Source organism: Hydrogenophaga sp. GW101-3F08 (genome assembly GCF_059424585.1).
In genome coordinates this window covers 162,396-185,013 of record NZ_JBWKZP010000006.1, presented here as the reverse complement: position 1 = coordinate 185,013, position 22,618 = coordinate 162,396, and the positions used below count along the sequence as shown (strand labels likewise).

General features: G+C 68.5%; 22 protein-coding genes. 16 read left to right on the top strand and 6 right to left on the bottom strand.

Features of this window, described 5'->3' with window-relative positions; translation table 11 throughout:
• Window positions 1–55: 55 nt before the first annotated feature.
• A complete protein-coding gene (locus AC07YZ_RS16540) occupies window positions 56–391 on the top strand; it encodes a DUF805 domain-containing protein (protein ID WP_226491712.1) in 336 nt (111 codons plus the stop codon).
• Between the two features lie 33 nt (window positions 392–424).
• Here AC07YZ_RS16540 and AC07YZ_RS16535 read toward each other — a convergent pair whose 3' ends face one another.
• Together AC07YZ_RS16535 and argH are read right to left on the bottom strand one after the other, a co-directional pair.
• Window positions 425–1,555: an HDOD domain-containing protein gene (locus tag AC07YZ_RS16535; RefSeq protein ID WP_494795493.1), complete on the bottom strand. Its 1,131-nt coding sequence runs from the start codon at window positions 1,553–1,555 to the stop codon at window positions 425–427.
• 132 nt (window positions 1,556–1,687) lie between these two features.
• Window positions 1,688–3,139 (bottom strand): argininosuccinate lyase, encoded by a 1,452-nt coding sequence (gene argH, locus AC07YZ_RS16530; RefSeq protein WP_494795492.1) that lies wholly within the window; start codon window positions 3,137–3,139, stop codon window positions 1,688–1,690.
• A gap of 155 nt (window positions 3,140–3,294) precedes the next feature.
• Here argH and AC07YZ_RS16525 point away from each other — a divergent pair, with 155 nt between their 5' ends.
• Window positions 3,295–4,356 (top strand): sensor histidine kinase, encoded by a 1,062-nt coding sequence (locus AC07YZ_RS16525; RefSeq protein WP_494795491.1) that lies wholly within the window; start codon window positions 3,295–3,297, stop codon window positions 4,354–4,356.
• Window positions 4,357–4,392: 36 nt separating this feature from the next.
• Complete coding sequence (locus tag AC07YZ_RS16520) at window positions 4,393–5,139, top strand: LytR/AlgR family response regulator transcription factor (protein WP_226491715.1); 747 nt, start codon at window positions 4,393–4,395, stop codon at window positions 5,137–5,139.
• A gap of 301 nt (window positions 5,140–5,440) precedes the next feature.
• On the opposite strand, the gene recJ is transcribed toward AC07YZ_RS16520, so the two are convergent.
• Both recJ and AC07YZ_RS16510 read right to left on the bottom strand, forming a co-directional pair.
• On the bottom strand, window positions 5,441–7,177 hold the full coding sequence (gene recJ / locus AC07YZ_RS16515; protein ID WP_494795490.1) for a single-stranded-DNA-specific exonuclease RecJ: 1,737 nt from the start codon (window positions 7,175–7,177) through the stop codon (window positions 5,441–5,443).
• Window positions 7,174–8,181 carry a phosphoglycerate mutase gene (locus AC07YZ_RS16510; protein WP_494795489.1) on the bottom strand — a complete coding sequence of 336 codons (1,008 nt, stop codon included), beginning with the start codon at window positions 8,179–8,181 and terminating at the stop codon, window positions 7,174–7,176. The genes recJ and AC07YZ_RS16510 overlap by 4 nt, the downstream gene beginning before the upstream one ends.
• 46 nt (window positions 8,182–8,227) lie before the next feature.
• Between AC07YZ_RS16510 and AC07YZ_RS16505 the strand changes: the two genes are divergently transcribed.
• A complete protein-coding gene (locus AC07YZ_RS16505) occupies window positions 8,228–9,484 on the top strand; it encodes a lipoprotein-releasing ABC transporter permease subunit (RefSeq protein ID WP_494795488.1) in 1,257 nt (418 codons plus the stop codon).
• Between the two features lie 109 nt (window positions 9,485–9,593).
• Window positions 9,594–10,259 (top strand): lipoprotein-releasing ABC transporter ATP-binding protein LolD, encoded by a 666-nt coding sequence (gene lolD, locus AC07YZ_RS16500; protein WP_494795622.1) that lies wholly within the window; start codon window positions 9,594–9,596, stop codon window positions 10,257–10,259.
• Between the two features lie 10 nt (window positions 10,260–10,269).
• Here the strand turns inward: lolD and AC07YZ_RS16495 are convergent, their stop codons facing one another.
• Entirely contained in the window at window positions 10,270–10,731 is a 462-nt protein-coding gene (locus tag AC07YZ_RS16495; protein WP_226491720.1) for an META domain-containing protein, read from the bottom strand.
• Window positions 10,732–10,810: 79 nt separating this feature from the next.
• Between AC07YZ_RS16495 and AC07YZ_RS16490 the strand changes: the two genes are divergently transcribed.
• The 7 genes from AC07YZ_RS16490 to AC07YZ_RS16460 all read left to right on the top strand — a co-directional run bounded on the left by AC07YZ_RS16490 (window position 10,811) and on the right by AC07YZ_RS16460 (window position 17,624).
• Window positions 10,811–11,662 carry a TatD family hydrolase gene (locus AC07YZ_RS16490; RefSeq protein ID WP_494795487.1) on the top strand — a complete coding sequence of 284 codons (852 nt, stop codon included), beginning with the start codon at window positions 10,811–10,813 and terminating at the stop codon, window positions 11,660–11,662.
• Window positions 11,659–12,156 (top strand): DNA-deoxyinosine glycosylase, encoded by a 498-nt coding sequence (locus tag AC07YZ_RS16485; RefSeq protein ID WP_494795486.1) that lies wholly within the window; start codon window positions 11,659–11,661, stop codon window positions 12,154–12,156. The genes AC07YZ_RS16490 and AC07YZ_RS16485 overlap by 4 nt, the downstream gene beginning before the upstream one ends.
• Before the next feature lie 215 nt (window positions 12,157–12,371).
• Complete coding sequence (locus AC07YZ_RS16480; protein WP_494795485.1) at window positions 12,372–13,154, top strand: class I SAM-dependent methyltransferase; 783 nt, start codon at window positions 12,372–12,374, stop codon at window positions 13,152–13,154.
• Window positions 13,155–13,166: 12 nt separating this feature from the next.
• Entirely contained in the window at window positions 13,167–14,990 is a 1,824-nt protein-coding gene (tfpB, locus tag AC07YZ_RS16475; protein WP_494795484.1) for a type IV pilus assembly ATPase TfpB, read from the top strand.
• Between the two features lie 99 nt (window positions 14,991–15,089).
• A complete protein-coding gene (locus tag AC07YZ_RS16470) occupies window positions 15,090–15,800 on the top strand; it encodes a Crp/Fnr family transcriptional regulator (RefSeq protein WP_226491725.1) in 711 nt (236 codons plus the stop codon).
• An 81-nt stretch (window positions 15,801–15,881) separates the two neighbouring features.
• The gene (locus AC07YZ_RS16465; RefSeq protein ID WP_226491726.1) at window positions 15,882–16,802 is read left to right on the top strand and encodes a DMT family transporter; all 921 of its coding nucleotides are present in this window, start codon (window positions 15,882–15,884) and stop codon (window positions 16,800–16,802) included.
• A 24-nt stretch (window positions 16,803–16,826) separates the two neighbouring features.
• On the top strand, window positions 16,827–17,624 hold the full coding sequence (locus AC07YZ_RS16460; RefSeq protein WP_226491727.1) for an SDR family oxidoreductase: 798 nt from the start codon (window positions 16,827–16,829) through the stop codon (window positions 17,622–17,624).
• A gap of 14 nt (window positions 17,625–17,638) precedes the next feature.
• Here AC07YZ_RS16460 and AC07YZ_RS16455 read toward each other — a convergent pair whose 3' ends face one another.
• Entirely contained in the window at window positions 17,639–18,577 is a 939-nt protein-coding gene (locus tag AC07YZ_RS16455) for a LysR family transcriptional regulator (RefSeq protein WP_494795483.1), read from the bottom strand.
• Window positions 18,578–18,741: 164 nt separating this feature from the next.
• Between AC07YZ_RS16455 and AC07YZ_RS16450 the strand changes: the two genes are divergently transcribed.
• The 4 genes from AC07YZ_RS16450 to AC07YZ_RS16435 are packed head-to-tail and all read left to right on the top strand — an operon-like array spanning window position 18,742 to window position 22,590.
• A complete protein-coding gene (locus AC07YZ_RS16450) occupies window positions 18,742–19,701 on the top strand; it encodes a Bug family tripartite tricarboxylate transporter substrate binding protein (RefSeq protein WP_068174484.1) in 960 nt (319 codons plus the stop codon).
• A 30-nt stretch (window positions 19,702–19,731) separates the two neighbouring features.
• Window positions 19,732–20,580, top strand: a complete 849-nt coding sequence (locus tag AC07YZ_RS16445; RefSeq protein ID WP_494795482.1) for an HTD2 family dehydratase — start codon at window positions 19,732–19,734, stop codon at window positions 20,578–20,580.
• Window positions 20,581–20,590: 10 nt separating this feature from the next.
• The gene (locus AC07YZ_RS16440; RefSeq protein WP_494795481.1) at window positions 20,591–21,772 is read left to right on the top strand and encodes a CaiB/BaiF CoA transferase family protein; all 1,182 of its coding nucleotides are present in this window, start codon (window positions 20,591–20,593) and stop codon (window positions 21,770–21,772) included.
• The gene (locus AC07YZ_RS16435; protein WP_494795480.1) at window positions 21,769–22,590 is read left to right on the top strand and encodes an HpcH/HpaI aldolase/citrate lyase family protein; all 822 of its coding nucleotides are present in this window, start codon (window positions 21,769–21,771) and stop codon (window positions 22,588–22,590) included. The genes AC07YZ_RS16440 and AC07YZ_RS16435 overlap by 4 nt, the downstream gene beginning before the upstream one ends.
• Window positions 22,591–22,618 lie beyond the last annotated feature (28 nt).

The following is a 22,618-nucleotide window of genomic DNA, read 5'->3' as shown; positions in this document are numbered from 1 at the left end:
AGGTCAAGCGGGCCCCGGCTATCATGCCGCCACCAACTACCTTCTGGAGGATGAGATGAACTTTGTCGATGCCGTCAAGACCTGTTTCACCAAGTACGTGGGGTTCGAGGGGCGCGCGACGCGCTCGGAGTATTGGTGGTGGGTGCTGTTCCTGATCGTTGTGGGGGTGGTGCTGGGCATGCTCCGCATGGGGATGGTGCACAACCTGTTTTCGCTCGCCACGCTGCTGCCGTCGATCGCGGTGGGCGCGCGCCGTCTGCACGACATCGGCAAGAGCGGTTGGTGGCAGCTCATCGGCCTGATCCCGGTGATCGGTTGGTTGGTGTTGATCTACTGGGCCGTGCAGCCCAGCCAGGGCAGCAACGCCTACAGCGGGGCACCGTCCCAGTAACGCCGCCTTGTCGGGCGGCGGGCCGGCCGGTTCTCAGGCCCGCGGGTCGTCCAGCATCTGCAGCACGGCGGCCTGCACCTCGGGCGATGCCAGGGCCTGCTCCAGCCGCGCGAGCGCCGGGTGGGACAGGCTGGCGCGCAGATGGTGGGTGTCCGCGCCCTGGTCCTGCCGCAGCTCGTAGCCTTCCAGGCCGCGCATCTGTCCGAGTGCCAGTCGTTCGCCCAGGCGGGCGCAGAGGTAACCCAGCGCCAGCCGGGGTGCGCGAGCGGGGTCGGTTGCCAGGTAAGGGGTGACGAGTTGCCGCCCCATGGCGCTGACCTCGCCGACGAGGCTGGCGGGCAGTTCCCAGGTCTTCATCAGCAGGGCACCGATCTCGCAGGCGTTCAGCCCCAGGAGGTCCTGCTCCAGCCGGGCGCGCTCCAGGCGGCCGCTGGCGAGCCACCGGCCCAGTTCCGAAGGCGGGATGAGCGAGGCGGTCGCCAGCTGGCCGACGAAGCTCAGCACCACCTGGGTGGAGAGCGAGCCCTGCTCGGGCAGGTTGAGGGCCTTGCCCAGGCGCACGGCCAGTTCGCTGGCGATGGCGCTGGCCTTCCAGATCACGTCAAACGCCTTTTGCGTGTTCGCCAGCGTGGGCTTGAAGGCCTCGGCCAGCATGTACTGCAGGCAGATGCCGCGCACCGAGTTCATGCCCAGAAAGGTGACCGCCTGGCCGATGTTGGTCACCGGTCTGTGCAGACCGTAGAAGGGTGCGTTGACGGTGGAGATCACCCGCGCGGCGATCAGCGGCTCTGCCATCACGAGATCGCTGAGTTCGGCCGAGCCGGCCGTGGCGACGAATTCGGGCGACAGCAGTTGCTGCATGGAGCGCGGCGGGCGCGGGATGCCGCGCACGGCGGCGATCATGGTGGCGCGGTGCTCGGCGTCGAGCTCGGTTTCGGCGCGCCAGCGGAAGTTCGCCAGCTCGGGCGGCAGGGGGTGTTCGGGTGGGGCGGCGGCGGGCGCCTGGGCGGGCGAGGCGGTTGTGGCTGCGCTGCGTTCGGTGCTTGCCCTGGGCGGCCGGGTGGTCTGGGCGGTGGTGGGGGTGCGCCCTGCCGGGCGGAGGAACCACCACGAGGCCACGGCGAAGGCCAATGCGGCGGCGATCCACAAAGAGAGTGAAGACACAGGGGGCTCCTCCGATTCGGGGTTGTGGCCGCGCAGAACGCGGGCCTTGTTTTCCCTTTTATCGGCGTCCCAGTGGTGATCTTGAGCCCAAGAGTCGGCGGATGCCTGGCCCTCTGCCGGCCAGCCTCGCGCTCAGGCCAGGCGGGTGCGGTGGCGCGCGATCTGCGTCAACACCTGGGCCGGCGCGGTGCCGCCCAGGGTGTTGCGGGCGTTGAGGCTGCCACGCAGGCTCAGGCATTCGTAGACGTCTTTTTCGATGGACGCGTTGAAGCCCTGCAGCACAGCCAGCGGCAGCTCGGACAGGTCGCAGGCGTGGCTGGTGGCGGCCTTCACGGCGTGGGCCACGGTTTCGTGCGCGTCGCGGAAGGGCAGGCCCTTCTTCACCAGGTAGTCGGCCAGGTCGGTGGCGGTGGCGTAGCCCTTCTTGGCCGCGTCTTCCATGGCCTGGGCGTTGACGGTGATGCCGCCTTCCTTCTGGCCGTTGGCCGGGTTGAGCTGGCCGCCCACCATCTCGCAGAAGATGCGCAACGTGTCTTTCAGCGTGTCCACGGTGTCGAACAGCGGCTCTTTGTCTTCCTGGTTGTCCTTGTTGTAGGCCAGCGGCTGGCCCTTCATGAGCGTGAGCAGACCCATGAGGTGCCCGAACACCCGGCCGGTCTTGCCGCGGGCCAGCTCGGGCACGTCGGGGTTCTTCTTCTGCGGCATGATGGAACTGCCGGTGGTGAAGCGGTCGGCGATCTTCACGAAGCCGAAGTTCTGGCTCATCCACAAGATCAGCTCTTCGCTGAAGCGGCTGATGTGCACCATGCACAGGCTGGCGGCGGCGGTGAATTCGATCGCGAAGTCGCGGTCGGACACGCCGTCCAGGCTGTTCTGGCAGACCTGGGCCACGCCCTGGTCATCGACCATGCCCAGCGTGACGGCCACGCGTTCGCGGTCCAGCGGGTAGGTGGTGCCGGCCAGTGCGGCGCTGCCCAGCGGCAGGCGGTTGGTGCGGCGGCGCACGTCGGCCATGCGCTCCGCGTCGCGGGCGAACATTTCCACATAGGCCAACAGGTGGTGGGCGAAACTCACCGGCTGCGCCACCTGCAGGTGGGTGAAGCCGGGCAGGATCACTTCCACGTTCTTCTCGGCCACGTCCACCAGCGCGGTTTGCAGCTCTTTCAGCAGATCGGAAATCAAATCGATCTCGCCGCGCAGCCACAGGCGCACGTCGGTGGCGACCTGGTCGTTGCGGCTGCGGCCGGTGTGCAGGCGCTTGCCGGCGTCGCCCACCAGTTGGGTCAGGCGCGCTTCGATGTTCAGGTGCACGTCTTCCAGATCGAGCTTCCACTCAAACGTGCCGGCTTCGATCTCGCTGCGGATCTGCGCCATGCCGCGCTCGATGGCGGCGCGGTCGTCGGCGCCGATGATGCCCTGGGCGGCCAGCATTTCAGCGTGGGCCAGGCTGCCGGTGATGTCGGCCAGCCAGAGGCGTTTGTCGAAGAAGACGCTGGCGGTGTAGCGCTTGACCAACTCGCTCATGGGCTCCGAGAATAGGGCGGACCAGGCTTGGGATTTCTTGTCGAGTTGGTTGGTGGACATGGTGGAGCCAGCGGCGTGTGGGTGAAGAAGGCGGCGCACAGGCCGCGGGCAAGGATGCTCAAGGGCTTGAGCCGGGTGCTGCTCGCCGGGGTTGGGGAAGGAAGGACGGCCTGTGCGCCTGTCCGTGGTTCCCGTGCCGGCCTATAGTGCGACCCATGAAAGATTCCCGAATTTTATCGACCTTCCAGGAGCTGGCCCCGGCGAAGGGCACGCGCCCCTTGCGCAAGATGCCCGAGCATGGCCAGGCCCATGAGCTGGTGTTCGACACCTGCCAGGTCGGGGTGGTGCTGCGCGCGGTGCTGTTCGTGCAGGCCATCGTGCTGGTGGCCTCGCTGTTTGAGTCCCAGTCCCTGTGGGGCTGGATGTCGCAGATGGCCATGCTCACCGGCGCGGCGCTGCCGGCCGTGCTGGCGTGGCTGCTGGTGGTGTGCATGCTCAAGCGGCCGCTCTGGTGTCTGCCGATGCCGCTCCAATGGACCGTGGGTGTTGGGCTGGGCGCGCTGGCGGCACTCTACGGTTGTGGTCTGTTGAACTGGATGGGCCTGCTGGAGCCCGCCCCCTGGCTGGGCAGTGCCGCATCGGGGGCCCTGGTGGCCGCGGTGCTGGTGGCCGGGCTGGTGTGGCGCGCCAAGGCGCGCACCCCTGCCGGCACCACGGCGCAGCTGGCCGAGCTGCAGGCGCGCATCCGGCCGCACTTTCTTTTCAACACGCTCAACAGCGCGATCGCGCTGGTGCGCGCCGAACCGGCCAAGGCCGAGCGACTGCTGGAAGACCTGAGCGAGCTGTTTCGCCACGCGCTGGCCGACGCCAAGGAGGCGGTTCCGCTGGGGCAGGAACTGGAACTGGCCCGGCACTACCTGGCCATCGAGCAGGTGCGGTTCGGCGATCGTCTGCGGGTGGAGTGGAGCATCGACGAAAACGCCTCGCGGGCGAAGCTGCCGCCTCTGATCCTGCAGCCGCTGGTGGAAAATGCCGTGAAGCACGGCGTGGAGCCCAGCCCCATGGGGGCGGTGGTGCGCATCAGCACGAAGCGCCGCGGTTCGGTGGTGGTGATCAAGGTGACCAACACGGTGCCGGCCGGCAGCGGCGTGCCCGGCCATGGTCTGGCGCTGGACAATGTGCGCCAGCGGCTGAACCTGTTGCACGACGTGCAGGGGCGTTTCCAGAGCGCACTGGTTGATGGGGTGTTTCAGGTGCGACTCGAAATACCGGTATAAGGTCTGTTTCTGAAGCCACAAGCAACGGAGCGTGACATGGCACTGAAGGTACTCATCGTTGACGACGAACTGCTGGCCCGCTCGCGGCTGCGCACGCTGCTGGGCGACTGCACCGATCCACACGCGGAGGTGGTGGGCGAGGCGAGCAATGCGGTGCAGGCCATGGAGCAGATCCGGCGCCTGCCCTGCGACCTGGTGCTGCTCGACATTCACATGCCCGGTGTGGACGGCATGGCGCTGGCGGCCACGTTGCGGGAATTGGCGGTACGGCCCATGGTCGTGTTCGTGACGGCGCACGCCGAACACGCGGTGCATGCCTTTGAACTCGAAGCCGCCGACTACCTGACCAAGCCCGTGCGGCTGGAGCGCCTGCAGCAGGCACTTCAGAAGGTGCAGCGCCTGCGCGCCGCCAGCGAGGCGGGCGCGGCCGACGACACGGGCGCAGGCGAGTGCCTCATCATCCAGGAGCGCGGGCGCAGCGAGCGCGTGGCGCTGGCCGACGTGATCTACCTCAAGGCCGAGCTGAAGTACATCACCGTGCGCACGGCCGAGAAGGAACACATCTACGACGGCGCTTTGAGCGATCTGGAGCAGAAGTACGCGCATCTGTTTGTGCGGGTGCACCGCAATGCGCTGGTGGCGCGGCGCCGGGTGCGGGCCGTGGAGAAGCACAACGACCCGGTGGACGGCGAGGGCTGGACGGTGCGGCTCGATGGGGTGGACGAGCGTCTGGCCGTTTCCCGCCGGCAACTGGCGGCGGTTCGTGAAGCGCTGATGACTTGAGGTTTTTTGATGGGCTTGCTCCGGTCATCGGCAACCGGGGCGACCGATTCCGCTCATGTCCCCCGGGCCGTTCCGGCCCTCCTCCTTTACTTCGCTGCATCGGTCACCCCGGTTGCCGATGACCTCCCTGGTGCTCGGACGGCTCAATGCTTGAGTGCCCGCCCGGCTGTTGCTGGCGGGAACATGGCGTTCTGCATAGCGAAGTAAAGGAGGAGGGCCGGCGCAGCCGGGCCGGGGGACATGAGCGGCGCAGAGCGCCATGGTCTCGCCAGCGTGCGAGGTTCAAGAACGAAACAGAATCTCAGACCTCAGCAGCTTCGATAAGGAAGCGCACCCTCCGCTGACCCTGCCACTCATCCGCATCCAACCGGAACGCCAACTTGACCCGCTCGGGCAAAGGCTCGGTGTGGCCAAACCAGATGCCGTCCACCGGCTCGCCTTGGTGCTTCATCTTGAGGGCCAGGTGCTTCTCGCCCACGAGACGCTGCGACACGATCTGCACTTCCTCGCAGAACACCGGCGGCGCAAAACCCTGGCCCCACACCTCCTTGTGCAGCGTGTCCACCAGGTCGGTGCGGCGGTACTGCTTGTCCAGCACGCCATCGGCCTCCATGCGGCGCTGCAGGGTGGCGGCGTCCAGCCACTCGTGGGCCACCTGCTGCAGCGCGGCCTCGAACACGTCCAGGTGCTCTTCGTCGATGGTGCAGCCCGCGGCCATGGCGTGGCCGCCGAAGCGCATCAACACGCCCGGGTGGCGCTTGGCCACCAGGTCCAGCGCGTCGCGCAGATGAAAACCGGGGATGGAGCGGCCCGAGCCCTTGAGCTCGTTTTCCTTGCCCTCGGCGCCACTGGTGGCGAACACGAAGGTCGGGCGGTGCAGCTTGTCCTTCAGGCGCGAGGCCACGATGCCGACCACGCCCTCGTGGAAGTCCGGGTCGAACACGATCAGCGCGGGCGGGGGCTCTTCGGATTCGTCGAACATCTCTTCGGCCAGCGCCAGTGCCTGGTCGCGCATTTCGCCTTCGATGGTTTTGCGCTCGCGGTTGATGCCGTCGAGCGTGCGTGCCAGCTCATCGGCACGCAGGCCGTCGTCGGTGGTCAGGCATTCGATGCCCAGGGTCATGTCGGCCAGGCGGCCGGCGGCGTTCAGGCGCGGGCCGAGGGCGAATCCGAAGTCGAAGCTGGTGGCCGCCTCGGGCTTGCGCGCCGCCACGTTGAACAGCGCCGTCATGCCCGGCGGCATAGCGCCGGTGCGCACCCGCTTCAGGCCCTGGGCCACGAGGCGGCGGTTGTTGGCGTCGAGCTTGACCACGTCGGCCACGGTGCCCAAGGCCACCAGGGGCAACAGCGTGTCGATCTTGGGTTGTGACTTCGCATCAAACACCCCCCGTTCGCGCAATTCGGCGCGCAGCGCCAGCAGCACGTAGAACATCACACCCACGCCGGCGATCGACTTGCTTTCGAAGTCGCAGCCCGGCTGGTTGGGGTTCACGATCACGCAGTCGGTGGGGACGACCACCTCGCCGCCCTTGAGCGCGGGGAGGTGGTGGTCGGTCACGATCACCTGCAGGCCCAGCTCGTGCGCGGCGCGCACGCCGTCGATGCTGGCGATGCCGTTGTCCACCGTCACCAGCACGTCGGCGCCCTGCGCCTTCACGCGTTTGGCGATCGCGGGCGTGAGGCCGTAGCCGTCGGTCACGCGGTCGGGCACCAGGTAGCTGACGCGGTCATGGCCCATCGGCGCGCCCAGCAGGCGCAGGCCGCGCAGGCCCACGGCGCAGGCGGTGGCGCCGTCGCAGTCGTAGTCGGCCACGATGCAGATGGCCTGGTTGGCGGCCATGGCGTCGGCCAGGGCGCGGGCGGCATCCGCCGCGCCTTTCATGGTGGACGGGGGCAGCAGCAGCGAGAGCGCGTCGTCCAGCTGTTCCTTGGCGGTGATGCCGCGGGCGGCAAAGAGGCGGGCCAGCAGGGGGTGCAGGCCGGCCTGTTCCAGCGCCCAGGCGGCGCGGGGCGGGACATCGCGGGTGATGATCTTCATAGGGGTTCGAGGGCTTTCCAGGCCGGGGGTGTGCCCAGCAGGTTTTTGAACAGGCGGCCAAGGCGGGCTGCGCCGCCGCGAGGGGCGCTGACCCAGGTCTGCGCACTGCGCTCGCCGCACAGCGTGAGTGTGACCGCTTCGCCGCGCCGCGCGCGCTCCAGCAGGGCGGGGATGTGTGTGGCGTCGAGTTCGGCCCAGGCCTGCGCCCAGGCGGCCCAGTCGGCGCGCAGCGCGGCCTGGCGCAGCGTGTCCGGCAGGGTGGGTGGCGGCCGCAGGGGGGTGGGGGATGCCACCGCGCCCGCGCCGCTGAGCCACAGGCCGTTCACCGGAAACAGGCCACGGGCCGTGCGCGCGTCGTGCACCGGGTGGGTATAGAACAGCATCTGTGCCTCGCTTTGCAGGCGCTTGAGCACCTGGGCGCCGCCCGGGTTGCGCGGGCTCTCGGCCATCCACGCATCCACCTGGCGGCCGCTCACGCGGTCCAGGCTGGCGCAGGCGATGTCTCGCAGAGGTTCGCCGCTGGCGTGCCAGCGCGTGGCCGAGTCAAAACGCAGGGTCACGCCGTCTTCGGCACAGAAGGGCGCCAGGGCGTCGAACAGGGCGCGCGACGCCGGCTCGTCCAGCACCAGTTGCTCCAGCGGCAGCAGGCTGACCCGCTCCATGCCGACCTGGAAGTGGCAGGGGCTGAGCCAGGCCTGCGGCGTCGCGGGCTGCGCGCTGTGCGCGGCGGCCCAGGGAATCAGGCCGTCTTCGCAGGGGCTGCCGTCGGCCTGCGTCAGGCCCAGCGCCCGCGCCAGCGCGCGCTCGTGCGGCAGGCTCAGGCTGTGGTCGTCGCCCGCGTCCAGGGCCGCCGGCACCAGTTCGCCCAGCAGGGCCTCCAGCTGGGGCAGGCGCAGGCCTTTCAGCGCGGCCTGGCAGTCCGGCGCGCTGGCGCTGGCAAACGGGATCAGCAGGTGGCTGGGCAGCGGGGGCGGGGCGGGTGGGGCCATGGGGGCGACGGGCATGGGGGCGATTGTCGGGGATGCCACAATCCACCGCTGGACTCCAACGATGCAAACCCCTTACGAACTCATCCTCGGCTGGCGCTACACGCGCGCTGGCCGCGCCACGCGGCGCAACGGTTTCATTTCCTTCATCTCGGGCGTGTCCATGCTGGGTATCTCGCTGGGCGTGGCCGCGCTCATCATCGTGCTCTCGGTGATGAACGGTTTCCAGAAGGAGGTGCGCGACCGCATGCTCGGCGTGTTGTCCCACATCGAGGTGTTCGAGCCCGGCGGGCAGGCCATTCCAAACCTGGCGGACACGCTGGCCGCCATCGAACGTCACCCCGAGGTGCTGGGCGCGGCACCGTTCGTGGGCGCGCAGGCGCTGATCGCGCGCGGCGAAGACATGAAGGGCGCGCTGGTGCGTGGCATCGACCCGGCGCTGGAGCCCAAAGTGACCGACCTCGTGGCCGACCTCGCCGACACCGTGCTGCCGCGGCTGGTGCCGGGCGAATTCGGCGTCATTCTCGGCGGCGAGCTGGCGCGCGGCCTGGGCGTGGGCATCGGCGACTCAGTAACCCTGATCGCGCCCAGCGGCCAGGTGACGCCCGCGGGTGTGGTGCCGCGCATCCGCCAGATGACGGTGGTGGGCACTTTCGATTCGGGCCACTTCGAATACGACTCGGCGCTGGCCCTGCTGCACCAGGACGACGCCGCGCGCATCTTCCGCGTGGAAGGCCCCACCGGCGTGCGCGTGAAGATCAAGAACCTGCACGAAGCGCGCGAGGTGGCGATTGATATCGCAAGCAGCCTCGACCCGGGCCTGCTGGTGCGCGACTGGACGCGCCAGAACCGCAGCTGGTTCGCCGCTGTGCAGCTGGAAAAACGCATGATGTTCATCATCCTCACGCTGATCGTGGCGGTGGCGGCGTTCAACCTCGTGTCCACGCTGGTGATGACCGTGACCGACAAGCGCGCCGACATCGCCATCCTGCGCACCCTGGGTGCGAGCCCGCGCAGCATCATGGGCGTCTTCATGGTGCAGGGCGCCATGGTGGGTGTGATCGGCACCGGCGTGGGCCTGCTGCTGGGCCTGGGCATCGCATTCAACATCGACACCCTCGTGCCCGCGCTGGAGCGCGCGCTGGGCGCGAGTTTCCTGCCGCAGGACGTCTACCTCATCAGCCGCATGCCCAGCGACCCGCAGCAGAGCGACATCATGCCGATCGCGCTGATCTCGCTGGCGCTGTCGTTCGTGGCCACGATCTACCCGAGCTGGCGTGCCAGCCGGGTGAACCCTGCCGAGGCGTTGCGCTATGAATGACATCAAGAACCCCGTTCGCCCCGAGCCTGTCGACGGGCTCAGGACAGGCTCTGTCGAAGCCTCCGCCAAGGGGTTGGCGAGCCCATCAACAGGCTCGGCTCGCACGGAGGTGGTGCTGAGCGCCACCGGCCTCACCAAACGTTTCACAGAAGGCCGGCTCGACGTGACCGTGCTCACCGGCGTGGACCTGGCGGTGCGCGCGGGCGAGACGGTGGCCATCGTTGGCGCGTCCGGCTCGGGCAAGAGCACCTTGCTGCACCTGCTCGGCGGGCTGGACGCGCCCACCAGCGGCAGCGTGCAGCTGATGGGGCAGACCCTATCGGGCCTGAGCGCGGCGCAACAGGGCGATCTGCGCAACCGGCACCTGGGCTTTGTGTACCAGTTCCACCACCTGCTGCCCGAGTTCAGCGCGCGCGACAACGTGGCCATGCCCTTGTGGATCCGCCGCATGTCGCGCGCCGAGGCCGCGCAGCGCGCCGCGCAGATGCTCACCCGCGTGGGCCTGGGCGAGCGCCTGCACCACCGGCCGGCCGAACTCTCGGGCGGCGAGCGCCAGCGCGTGGCGATTGCGCGGGCGCTGGTGACGCAGCCGGCCTGTGTGCTGGCCGACGAACCCACCGGCAATCTGGACCGCGGCACCGCCGAGAGCGTGTTCCAGCTCATGCTGGAGCTGGCACGCGATCAGGGCACGGCCTTCATCGTCGTGACGCACGACGAGACCCTGGCCGAGCGCTGCGCCCGCGTGCTGCGTCTGACCACCGGCGTGCTGACCTGACGGGGGCCGCTCAGGGCTTGGTGCGGACGAAGCGCAGCGGTTTGTCCAGCCCCTGGCTGTGGAGCCACATCGTCGTGCCCTGCACCTCGACCCGTTCGGCCTTGCGCAGCGCATCCAGGTAGCGGGTTTCCTGCTCGGACACCCCCTCGCCACAGGCCATGCGGGTCGAGCCGATCTGCCCGAGCGCGATGCGGTCATGGATCAGCGTGTAGGTGCTGAAAAAGCCGTTGCACGAGCCACTGCCCGTCACGCGACCGGCCTCGGGAAAGGCCAGCGTGGCCTTCACCTGGCCGAGCACCGGGCGACCCCCCAGGTCCTGCAGCAGCCATTCGCTGCCCACCAGCGGCGCGCTGGCCGGTGCGGCGGCCGGTGCTGCGGGTGCGGCACAGGCCACGAGCGACGCCAGCACGGGCAGGGCCAGCCAGAGCGGGGAGCGCGGGCCTGCGAGGCGGCGGGTGGCGTTGAGCGGCATGGTGAGGTCCTTTCGGGGGTGTTGCAAAGGGGAAAATGGTGCGCCGGGCTTGCCGTCACAATGGCCCTTTTATACCGCCATGTGGATCGACACACACTGCCATCTTGACGCCCCCTCGCTCGGCGACACCCCGGCCCTCGTGCAGGCCATGCGCGAGCGCGCCGCCCGGCTGGGCGTGCGGTGCTGCGTGATTCCGGCGGTGGAGCGGTCCAACTTTGACACCGTGCGCGAGCTGGCCCACCGGCTGGGCGACGCCTACGCGCTGGGCATCCACCCGCTGTACGTGCCGCAGGCGCGCGACGCAGACCTGCAGGTGCTCGACGCCCTGCTGGAGCAGCACCGCGACGACCCGCGCCTGGTGGCCGTGGGCGAGATCGGGCTGGACTTTTTCGTGCCCGCGCTGTGCGAGCCGGCCATGCGCGAGCGTCAGCAGGGCTTCTACCGTGCGCAGCTTCAGTTGGCCCGCAAACACCGTCTGCCCGTGATCCTGCACGTGCGCCGCAGTGCAGACGCCCTGCTCAAACAGCTGCGCGAGTTGCCCACCGGTGGCGGCATCGCGCACGCCTTCAACGGCAGCGCCCAGCAGGCGCAGGCCTTCATCGAGCTGGGTTTCAAGCTCGGCTTCGGGGGCGCGCTGACCTTCGAGCCGGCCCAGCGCCTGCGCCGGCTCGCGGCCGAGCTGCCGCTGGAGGCCCTGGTGCTGGAGACCGACGCGCCCGACATCCCGCCGCAGTGGTTGTACGCCACCGCCGCCGAGCGCGCCGCCGGCCGGGCGCAAGGCGTGAACACGCCCGCCGAGCTGCCGCGCATCGCCGCCGAACTGGCGCGGCTGCGTGGCATGCCGCTGGACGAACTGGCCCGGGCAAGCACGGCCAATGCCCTGGCCGCGCTGCCCCGGCTCGCGGGCCTGCGCAGTGGAGCCGCCGCGTGAGCCGTCTGCTGGGGCTGGCGCCGGTGCTGGATGAGAACACCAGGCTGCTGGTGCTGGGCAGTTTTCCGGGCGTGGCCTCGCTGCGCGCGCAGCAGTACTACGGGCACCCGCAAAACCACTTCTGGAAGATCCTGGGCGCCCTGTGGCAGCAGCCGCTGACCGAAATGCCCTACCCGGAACGCGTGGCCGCGCTGCGCGCGCATGGCCTGGGCCTGTGGGACGTGTACCAGGCCTGCGAGCGCGAAGGCAGCCTGGACGCGGACATCCGCGCCGCCGAACTCAACGACCTGGCAAGCCTGCGCCAGCGCTGCCCCCGGCTGCTGGCCATTGCCCACAACGGCGGTGAGAGTTTCCGCCACGCGAAACACACCCAGGCGCTGGGCCTGCCGGTCTACCAACTGCCCTCGACCAGCCTGGCCAACGCCAGCTGGAGCTTCGAGCGCAAGCGCGCGGCCTGGGCCGAGGTGCTGCGCCGCCACGGCCTGGCGCCCTGAACACCGCCTTGGCGCTGCCGCGGTCGGGCGCCCCGAAGTGGATACATTCCGTACATATTTGCTGCTCATAATGAGCTTTCCGGACCGATTCCAGACCCCCCCATGCCAGTCTCCCGAGAACCCCGCCTTTCCTGTCTTTCCCCAGCCCGAGCCGACCTGGCCGGCTACCAGCCCGCGTTGGCAACGCCGTTCGCCGTGCGCACGGGAGCCTCCGCATGAGGGCCGGCGCCAACGCCACCGCCCGCCGCCGCACCGGCCCCCAGACCCTGCCCGAGGTCACGCTGTCGGAAGACGGCGAGGTGCGCTTCCTGCACCTGGGCACGGAGTGGATCCAGGGTTCCATGATCATCGACGCGCCGTTCGACATCGAGCTTGATTACGTCCAGCGCATGATGGCCTGGCTGCTCTTCGTGGAGCCCGACACCGTGAGCAAGCGCCGCGCCTTGCAGCTCGGTCTGGGCTCGGCCGCGCTCACCAAGTTCCATTTCAAGGCGCTGCGCATGGACACCACCGCCATCGAGATCAACCCCCAGGTGCTCGCCGCTTGCCGGGGCTGGTTCAAGCTGCCGGCCGACGGGCCGCGCCTGCGCGTGGTGTTGGCCGATGCGGGGCAGGAAATCCGAAACCCCGCTTACACCGGCGCCATCGACGCGCTGCAGGTCGATCTGTACGACCACGAGGCCGCGGCCCCGGTGCTCGACAGCCCCGACTTCTACGCCGACTGCCGCTCGGTGCTGACCGACGAGGGCGTGATGACGGTCAACCTGTTTGGCCGCGACGCCAGCTACGAGCGCTCGCTGCAGAGCATCAGCGCCGCGTTTGGCGCGGACGCGGTCTGGGCCTTCAAACCCACGCGTGAGGGCAACACCATCGTGCTGGCGCAGCGCACGGCGGACCGGCCCACGCGCATGCAGCTGCTGGCGCGCGCGGAAGAGATCCAGTCGCGCTGGGGGCTGCCCGCCGTGAAGTGGTTGCGCATTTTCAAACCGGTCGCCTGACCCGAACTCCGCATGAAAACCTCCGCCAGAACCCCGCTTCCCACGTCCCCGCAGGCCACCCCGGAGGCCCCGCTCGACTGGCGCCTGCTGGTGGGCTGGCTGCGCGATGACGGTGTCATCTCCGCCGACGAGGCCGCGCGCACCGTGGCGCGCTGCGCCTCGGCCCACAGCGCGCAGCACCCGCTGCAGCGCCTGGCGGTGGTGGGCATGGCGCGCCAGTCCGACGGCCATGTGCTGGACGTGGAGCTGCTGACCCAGTGGCTGGCCACGCGCAGCGGACTGAGCTATTTCCGCATCGACCCGCTGAAGGTGGACGTGGGCAAGGTGGCCGACGTGATGAGCGCGGCCTACGCCGAGCGCCACAAGGTGTTGCCGGTGCAGGTGGGGCTGGCCGAGGTGGTGGTGGCCACGGCCGAGCCGTTCATCCGCGACTGGGTGCCCGAGGTGGAGCGCCAGACGCGCAAGGGCGTGCGCCTGGTGCTGGCCAGCCCGCAGGACATCGCGCGCTACACCGCCGAATTCTTCGCGCTGGCCAAGTCGGTGCGGGCGGCCAACAAGCTGGGCGGCCAAGCCGGCTTTGGCAGCTTTGAACAGCTGGTGGAACTGGGCAAGGCCAACAAGCAGCTCGACGCCAACGACCAGCACGTGGTGCAGGTGGTGGATTGGCTCTGGCAGTACGCGTTTGACCAGCGCGCCAGCGACATCCACCTGGAGCCGCGGCGCGAGCAGGGCGTGATCCGTTTCCGCATCGACGGCGTGCTGCACCCGGTCTACCAGATGCCCATGGGCGTGATGAACGCCATGACCGCGCGCATCAAGCTGCTCGGGCGCATGGACGTGGTGGAAAAGCGCCGCCCGCAGGACGGCCGCATCAAGACCGTGCGCCCCGGTGTGGGCGCGGTGCGGGGCGACGAGGTGGAAATGCGTTTGTCCACCTTGCCCACCGCGTTCGGTGAAAAGATGGTGATGCGCATCTTCGACCCCGAGGCCACGGTGAAAGACCTGAGCGCGCTGGGCTTCGCCGCGCACGACGCGCAGCGCTGGGACGCGCTCACGCACCGGCCGCACGGCATCATCCTCGTGACCGGCCCCACCGGCTCGGGCAAGACCACCACGCTCTACGCCACGCTCAAGCGCCTGGCGACCGAAGAGGTCAACGTGAGCACGGTGGAGGACCCGATCGAAATGATCGAACCCGCCTTCAACCAGGTCCAGGTGCAACCCCATCTGGACCTGGACTTCGCCCAGGGCCTGCGCGCCCTCATGCGGCAGGACCCGGACATCATCATGGTGGGCGAGGTGCGCGACCTGCCCACGGCCGAGATGGCGGTGCAGGCCGCGCTCACCGGCCACCTGGTGTTCACCACGCTGCACACCAACGACGCGCCCTCGGCCATCATGCGGCTGATGGAACTGGGCATCCCGCCCTACCTGATCAACGCCACCGTGCTCGGCGTGCTGGCGCAGCGCCTGGTGCGCACCCTGTGCCCGGCCTGCCGCACACGCGAGGACGACGCCACGGCCAAGGCTTCGCGCGAGGCCATGGAAGAGATCGTCAAGCCCTGGCAGGTCAGCGGCAAGTACCGGCCCTACCAACCCGTGGGCTGCGTGGATTGCCGCATGACCGGCTACCGCGGGCGCACCGGCCTGTACGAGCTGCTGGTGGTGACCGAGGCGTTCAAGGACAAGGTCAGCCACGAGCCGCGCATGGAGGTGCTGCAGAAGCAGGCCGTGGCCGATGGCATGCGTCCGCTGCGGCTGGCGGGCACGGTGCGCGTGGCCGAGGGGCTGACCACGCTCGACGAGGTGCTGGCCTGCACCCCCCCTTTGCACTGACCACGACCGTGGCGCGGGCCCGCCGCGCCACGGGTTGGGTGTTTTTTCAGCAAAGGCTTATATTGCGGGTCTGTGACAGATATGGTCTCCCCCGTCCCCATGATCCCCATCAAAACCGAATCGGCCTGGCGCGGCACGGCCGACTGCCGCAGCTGCGGCATCCGCGACATGGTGCTGTTCGCCGATCTGCATGAGGACGATTTCAAGCTCATCCACGCGCCCATCGACGATCTGGAGTTGAACGCGGGCCAGCCGCTGGTGCGCATGGGCGAAACGGCCACCTCGCTCTACACCCTGCGCGCCGGCCTCATCAAGCTGGTGCGCAACACGGTGGATGGCCGCCAGCGCATCGTGCGCGTGCTGCGCGCGGGAGACGTGGTGGGGCTGGAAGCGCTCATGGGGCCGACCTACGACTCCGACGCGATCGCGCTGACCAGCATCAAGGTCTGCCGCCTGCCGCTGCAGGTGATCCAGCGCCTGAACCGCGAAACGCCGCGGCTGCACCAGCGCCTGCTGGAGAAATGGCACCGCAGCCTCAAGGAGGCCGACGACTGGCTGGCCGAGCTCAATTTCGGCAATGCGCGCCAGCGCGTCGCCGGTCTGATCCTGAAGATGCGTTCCGACCACGACGCGGCCCTGGCCACCCTGTTCTCGCGCGAAGACATGGGCGCCATGCTCGACCTGAAACTGGAGACCGTGAGCCGCACGCTCAGCGCGTTCATGCGCGAGGGCCTGGTCGAGGCGCTGGACAAACAGGGCCGTGTCTACCGCGTGCTGGACGCGCAGCGGTTGGCCAATCCGAAGGGCTGAGCGGCTGAGCGTTCCCATGGCGCCTGGGGGCATGGCACCGGCCCGCCACCCGGCGCGGGCCGTCTGCCGATAATCGGACCGATGTCCGTTGCCACCGCCCGACCCCACCCCCACCTTGCCACCGGCCTGCTGCTCGCCAGCGCCGGGTCCATCGCCTTCAGCGGCAAGGCCATCATCGTCAAACTGGCCTACCGCCACGGCGTGGACGCGGTCACGCTGATCATGTACCGCATGCTGTTCGCGCTGCCGCTGTTCCTGGCGCTGGCCTGGTGGGCCAGCCGGGGCAAGGCGGCGCTCACCGGCAAGGATTGGCTCGGCATTGTCGGCCTGGGGTTCACCGGCTACTACCTCGCGAGCTTTCTCGACTTCTGGGGTTTGCAATACGTCAGCGCCAGCCTGGAGCGGCTGATCCTCTACCTCAACCCCACGCTGGTGCTGGTGCTCGGCTGGTTGATCTACCAGCGCCGCATCAGCGGCCTGCAGGCGCTGGCCATGGCGGTGAGCTACGCGGGCGTGCTGCTGGTGTTCGGCCACGAGGCCGGTTTCCAGGGGCCGAACGCGGTGCTCGGCGCGCTGCTGGTGTTCGGCAGCGCCATCAGCTACGCGATCTACCTCGTCTACAGCGGCGAACTGGTCAAGCGCCTGGGCTCGTTGCGCTTGGTGGGCCTGGCCACCAGCGTGGCCTGCGGCCTGTGCTTGCTGCAGTTCGTGGTCCTGCGCCCCCTGAGCGCTGCCGAGGTGGCGCCCGAGGTGATCTGGCTCTCGCTGCTCAACGCCACCTTGTGCACGTTTGCGCCGGTGCTGATGGTGATGATGGCGATCGAGCGCATCGGCGCGGGGCTGGCGGCGCAGACCGGCATGATCGGCCCCATGTCCACCATCGCCATGGGCGTGCTGATCCTGGGCGAGCCGTTCAATGGCTGGATCGTGGTGGGCACGGTGCTGGTGCTCTCGGGCGTGTTCCTGGTGACGCGCTTTGGTAAGCCCGCGGCGGGCCAGTGATTTTTTTGACAAGGAGACACGGACATGGATCTGGGCATCAACGGCAAATGGGCGCTGGTGTGCGGCGCGAGCAAAGGTCTGGGCCTGGGCTGCGCGCAGGCGCTGGCGGGCGAGGGCGTGAACGTGGTGATGGTGGCGCGCGGTCGTGAAGCGCTGGAGGCCTCGGCCGCGGGCATCCGCGCCGCGTCGCCCGGCGTGCAGGTGATCGCGGTGGCGGCCGACATCACCACGCCCGAAGGCCGCACCGCCGCTTTCGCCGCGGCCGGCGGGCCCGGCACGGCGTTCGACATCGTGGTCACCAACGCGGGCGGCCCGCCGCCCGGCGACTTCCGCCAATGGGACCGTGAAGCGTGGCTGAAGGCGGTGGACGCCAACATGCTCACGCCCATCGAGCTCATCAAGGCCACGGTGGATGGCATGGCGGCGCGCGGCTTCGGCCGCATCGTCAACATCACCAGCAGCGCGGTGAAGGCGCCGATCGACATCCTGGGTCTTTCAAACGGCGCGCGCAGCGGATTGACGGGCTTCGTGGCCGGTGTGGCGCGCAGCGGCATCGCGGCGCAGGGCGTGACCATCAACAACCTGCTGCCCGGCAAGTTCGACACCGACCGCATCGCCGCCACGCTCCAGGGCGCGTCGGCAAAGACCGGCAAGCCGGTGGAAGAACTGCGCCGTCAGCAGCAGGCGCAGATCCCCGCCGGCCGCTACGGCCACCCGCAGGAGTTCGGCGCCATCTGCGCCTTCCTCTGCAGCCAGCAAGCGGCGTACATGACGGGCCAGAACGTGCTGGCCGACGGCGGGGCGTATCCGGGGACGTATTGACCGGACGCGGTTGATCAACCAGCCGGTTTGCGGCGGGTGGTGGTGCGCTGGGTTTTCGTCTTGACCTGCAGTTCCGCGCAGAGCGCGTAGAACTGCTGCGCCGCAGGGGAAAGCACCGTTGATCGGCGCCTGATCAGCCCCATTTTCCGTTTGATCACCGGGTCAATCAGCGGCACGCTCATCAGCAGCGGGTGGTCGGATCCGGGCATCGCCATGGAGGGCACCACCGCCACGCCCAGGCCCGCTTCGACCAAGCCGATCATGGTCGTGCCATGCTGGGTCTCGTACATGCTCTGGGGTTGACCTGGCAGGCCGGCCAGTGCTTGGTCGATCAGCAGCCGGTTGCCCGAGGTCTTGCCGGCCGAGATGTAGTCGTATTGCGCCAGTTCCCTCCAGCGCACCTGCTTCTTTTTCGCCAGTGGGTGATCGCGCCGGCAGGCTGCAACGAATTGCTCTTCCAGCAAAGGCTCGAACTCCACGTCGGCTTCCTGTGATCCGATGAAGTTCAGGCCGAAGTCCACCTCGCCACGCGCCACGGCCAGCAGCACGTCGTTGGCGCTGCCATCGATGATCTTCACCCGAATCTTGGGATAGCGTTCGTGGTAGACCGCAATCACGCGCGACAGGAAGTAGTTGACGGCCGAGGGCACCGACGCGATCGTGACCTCGCCCATTCGGGTGGCCGCCACGCCGCGAATGCCCAGCAGCGTGGTGTCCAACGCGTCCAGGATATGCCGCAACTGGCGATCGAAGTCCCGGCCTACCGCGGTCAGGCTGACGCGTCGCGTGGTGCGTTCCAGCAAGCGCGTGCCCAACGCGCTTTCCAGCTTGTCGATGCGCCGGCTGAATGCCGGCTGCGAGATGTGGACCGACTCCGCCGCCTTGCGAAAACTGCCCAGCTCCGCCACGGCCCGAAAGGCCAGCAGGTCGTTGAGATCGAAGTTGATGGCCATGAAAACCCCCGAATCTGATTGATGTGAATTGTGGATCAATCCATCTCAAATATGCAATTCACAGCAGCATCGACTCGGAACATCATTCGCTTGCGGTTGTGGATGGGGCCCCTCAAGGCCTTCTGCACCGGTTCACCGACACCGACCCGTACAGGAGACAAGACATGAACAAGCTGCTCGCCACCATGATCGTGGGCACGGCCATCACCCTCACGCCGCTGGCCATGGCATTCCCCACCAAGACCATCACCATCGTGGTGCCGACAGCAGCCGGTGGCGGCAACGACCTGATGGCGCGCACCATTGCCCAGAAACTGGGGCCCATGCTCGGGCAGAGCATCGTGGTGGAGAACCGGGCAGGCGCCAACGGCTCCATTGCCAGCGAGTTTGTGGCGCGCGCTGCGCCCGATGGTCACACGCTCATGCTGGGCTACATCGCGACCCACGCCATGAACCCGGCCTTGCAGAAGCTGCGCTACGACCCTGTCACCGATTTCGAGCCGGTGGGCCTGGTGGGCTACTCGGCCACGCTGATGGTGGCAAATGCCAACACGCCCGTGAAGGACGTCAAGGACCTGGTGGCCCAGCTCAAGGCGAAACCCGACAAGTACACCTATGCCACGGCAGGCAATGGCACAGCGCCTCACTTCGCCGGCGAGCTGTTCAAGCTGAATGCGGGCGTCGTGATGCTGGGCGTGCCGTACAAGGGCGCAGCCCCGGCTGTGAACGACACCATCGGCGGTCAGACCCAGTTCATGTTTCCCAGTCTGTTCACGGCGCTGCCGCACGTGAAGGGAGGCAAGCTCAAGGCGCTGGCCGTGGCCGGACCGAAGCGCTCGGCCTTGCTCCCCGATGTGCCGACCCTGAAGGAGGCCGGTGTGGAGGGGGTGGAGGTTCAGCAGTGGTACGCCCTGTTTGCGCCCGGCAAGACGCCCAAGGCGGTGGTGGACCAAATCAACAAGGCTTTGAACCAGGTGCTGAGCGACAAGGAAGTCGTCAAGCGAATGGAAGATCACGGCGCCGATGTCGAGACCAGCACGCCTGAGCAACTGGGTGCCATGGTCAAGACCGAACTGGTCAAGTGGAAAGACGTGGTGACGAAAGCCAAGCTCACTGCGGAATGATTCAGCGCCAGCGTGGAAGAGCCCCTAACCATGGAAAACCTCTCGGACTGGATCGGTCGCCAGGAATCGGTGCGCGACACCATCGGTGCCACACCGGTGAAGGCGCTGAACGCCACCCTCGACCACCCCGCCATGGCGGTGGTGCCTGGCACACCGCTGCCCCCGCTGTGGCATTGGCTGTATTTCCTGCCGCTGCACCGGCAGAGCGAGATCGGTGCCGACGGTCACGCCAGGCGAGGCGGCTTCCTGCCCCCGGTGCCGCTGCCGCGGCGCATGTGGGCCGGCAGCCAGTTCGAGTTCCGTTCCCCGGTCCGTGTGGGCGACGACGTGGAGCGCACCTCGACCATCGCCAACGTCACCCAGAAGGAGGGACGGACGGGAACGCTGGTGTTTGTGAAGGTGCGCCACGAGCTGCGATGCAACGGAGTGCCTGATCCGGCCATCGTCGAGTTCCACGACATCGTCTACCGGGAGGCCAAACAGGCGACCGATGTGGAGCCCCCTCCGGTGGCCGCGCCCACTGGGGCCCCCTGGCAGCTGGAGATCGTTCCGGACGACGTGCAGCTGTTCCGCTACAGCGCGCTCACCTTCAACGGCCACCGCATTCATTACGACCGCAAGTACGTGACCGAGGTCGAAGGCTACCCCGGCCTGATCGTGCATGGCCCGCTGATCGCCACGCTGCTGATGGACCAGATCCGCCGCCACCTGCCGAGTGCCGATGTGGCGAGCTTCAGCTTCAAGGCGGTGCGGCCCACGTTCGACCTGCACCCGTTCCGTGTCAATGGAGCTCCGCAGGCCGATGGCAAGACGGTGAAGCTCTGGGCGCAGGACCACGAGGGCTGGCTGACCATGGACGCCGTGGCCACGTTGCGCTGAAGGACACCCCATGCAACCGCTTCACGGCATCACCGTTGTCACGCTTGAACACGCCATTGCGGCGCCGTTCGCCACCCGCCAGCTCGCCGACCTGGGTGCGCGCGTCATCAAGATCGAGCGCCCCGGTGTGGGCGATTTCGCGCGCGGCTACGACACCCGCGTTCGGGGCATCGCCTCGCACTTCGCCTGGACCAACCGCAGCAAGGAAAGCCTGACGCTGGACGTCAAGCACCCCGAGGCGCAGGCGATTCTCAAACGGATCATTGAAGAAGAAGCCGACGTGGTGGTGCAGAACCTGGCACCCGGCGCCGCAGCGCGCCTGGGTCTGTCGTACGGGGTCCTGAGTGCCGCCAAGCCCGGCATCATCGTCTGCGACATCTCGGGCTATGGCGACAGCGGCCCCTACCGCGACAAGAAGGCCTACGACCTGCTGATCCAGAGCGAGGCCGGGTTCGTGTCGGTCACCGGGACCGAGGACACGCCGTCCAAGGCCGGGCCTTCCATCGCCGACATTGCCGCCGGCATGTACGCGTACACCAACATCCTGGCCGCGCTGCTGCACCGCCAACGGACCGGTGAGGGCCAGCACATCGACATCTCGATGCTGGAGGCCCTGACCGAATGGATGGGCTACCCGCTGTACTACAGCATCGATGGCGCGGCGCCCCCGAAGCGCACCGGCGCCAGCCACGCCACCATCTACCCGTACGGCCCGTTCCCCGCCGGGGATGGCAAGACCGTGATGCTGGGCTTGCAGAACGAGCGCGAGTGGAAAGCCTTCTGCGAGCAGGTGCTGTTGCAGCCCGCGCTGGCCGTTGACGAGCGCTTCGCGAGCAATCCGCTGCGCGTGGCCGCGCGTGCATCGCTCGACGAGATCATCGTGAACGCCTTTGCCGGGCTCAGCGCCGCCGAGGTGGTGCAGCGTCTGGAAACGGCACAGATCGCCAACGCCCGGGTGAACACCATGGCCGAGGTCTGGGCGCACCCGCAGTTGCAGGCACGCCAGCGCTGGACCCAGGTGGACACCTCGGTGGGGACGGTCCCGGCCCTGCTGCCGCCGGGCTCCTGGAGCCGGGGTGCGCCGCGCATGGATGCCGTGCCCGCCCTCGGGCAGCACACCGACCGCATCTTGGGTGGTCTGGGGTACGGCGCCGAGCGGGTGCAGGCCCTGCGCGCCGAGGGGGCGGTGTGATCCCGACCACCTACCTGTTCGTTCCAGGCAACCGGCCCGAGCGTTTTGCGAAGGCGCTGGCCAGTGGTGCGGACCGTGTCATCCTCGATCTGGAGGACGCGGTGTCGCCCGCCGACAAGCCTCAGGCCCGCCATGCCATCGGTGCCTGGCTCGACGCGCTGGGCAGTGCCGCGTGCGCCACCGTCCTCGTGCGCCTCAACGATGCCCGCAGCCCGTGGCACGCCGACGATCTGCAATGGCTGCCTGCCCAGCCCATTGGCGAGGTGATGCTGTCCAAATGCGAGTCAGCGGCCCAGGTCGCCGCCGTTCATGCGCGGATGGCACCCGATGCCCGGGTGTTGCCACTGATCGAAACCGTGCGCGGTGTGATGGCCCTGAACGACATCGCTCGTGCCGCCCACGTGTCGCGCCTGGCTTTCGGCGCTATCGACTACTTGCTGGACCTCGACCTGCCCGGTCCCGGCTTCGCGCTCGATGCGGCCGCCACCGCCATCGCCATGGCCTCGCGTGCCGCCGAGCTGCCGCCGCCGGTGGCTGGGGTCACCCCCGAACTGGCCACCGAGCGCGTGAATGCCGACTTCCTGCACGCCCGCGCCCTGGGGTTTGCCGCCAAGCTTTGCATCCACCCCACGCAAGTGGGCGTGGTGCGCGAAGCCATGCGGCCCGATGCGCAGACGCTGGCATGGGCATCGCGCGTGAACAGTGCCTGGCAGACCGCGGGTGACCTGGGGGCTATCCAGGTCGACGGCCGCATGGTCGACAAGCCGGTGGCGCTGCGCGCGCAACGCATCCTGGCCCTGGCAGACCCGACCACCTGAACCTCGTGCCCACTTCCCAGAGGATTGC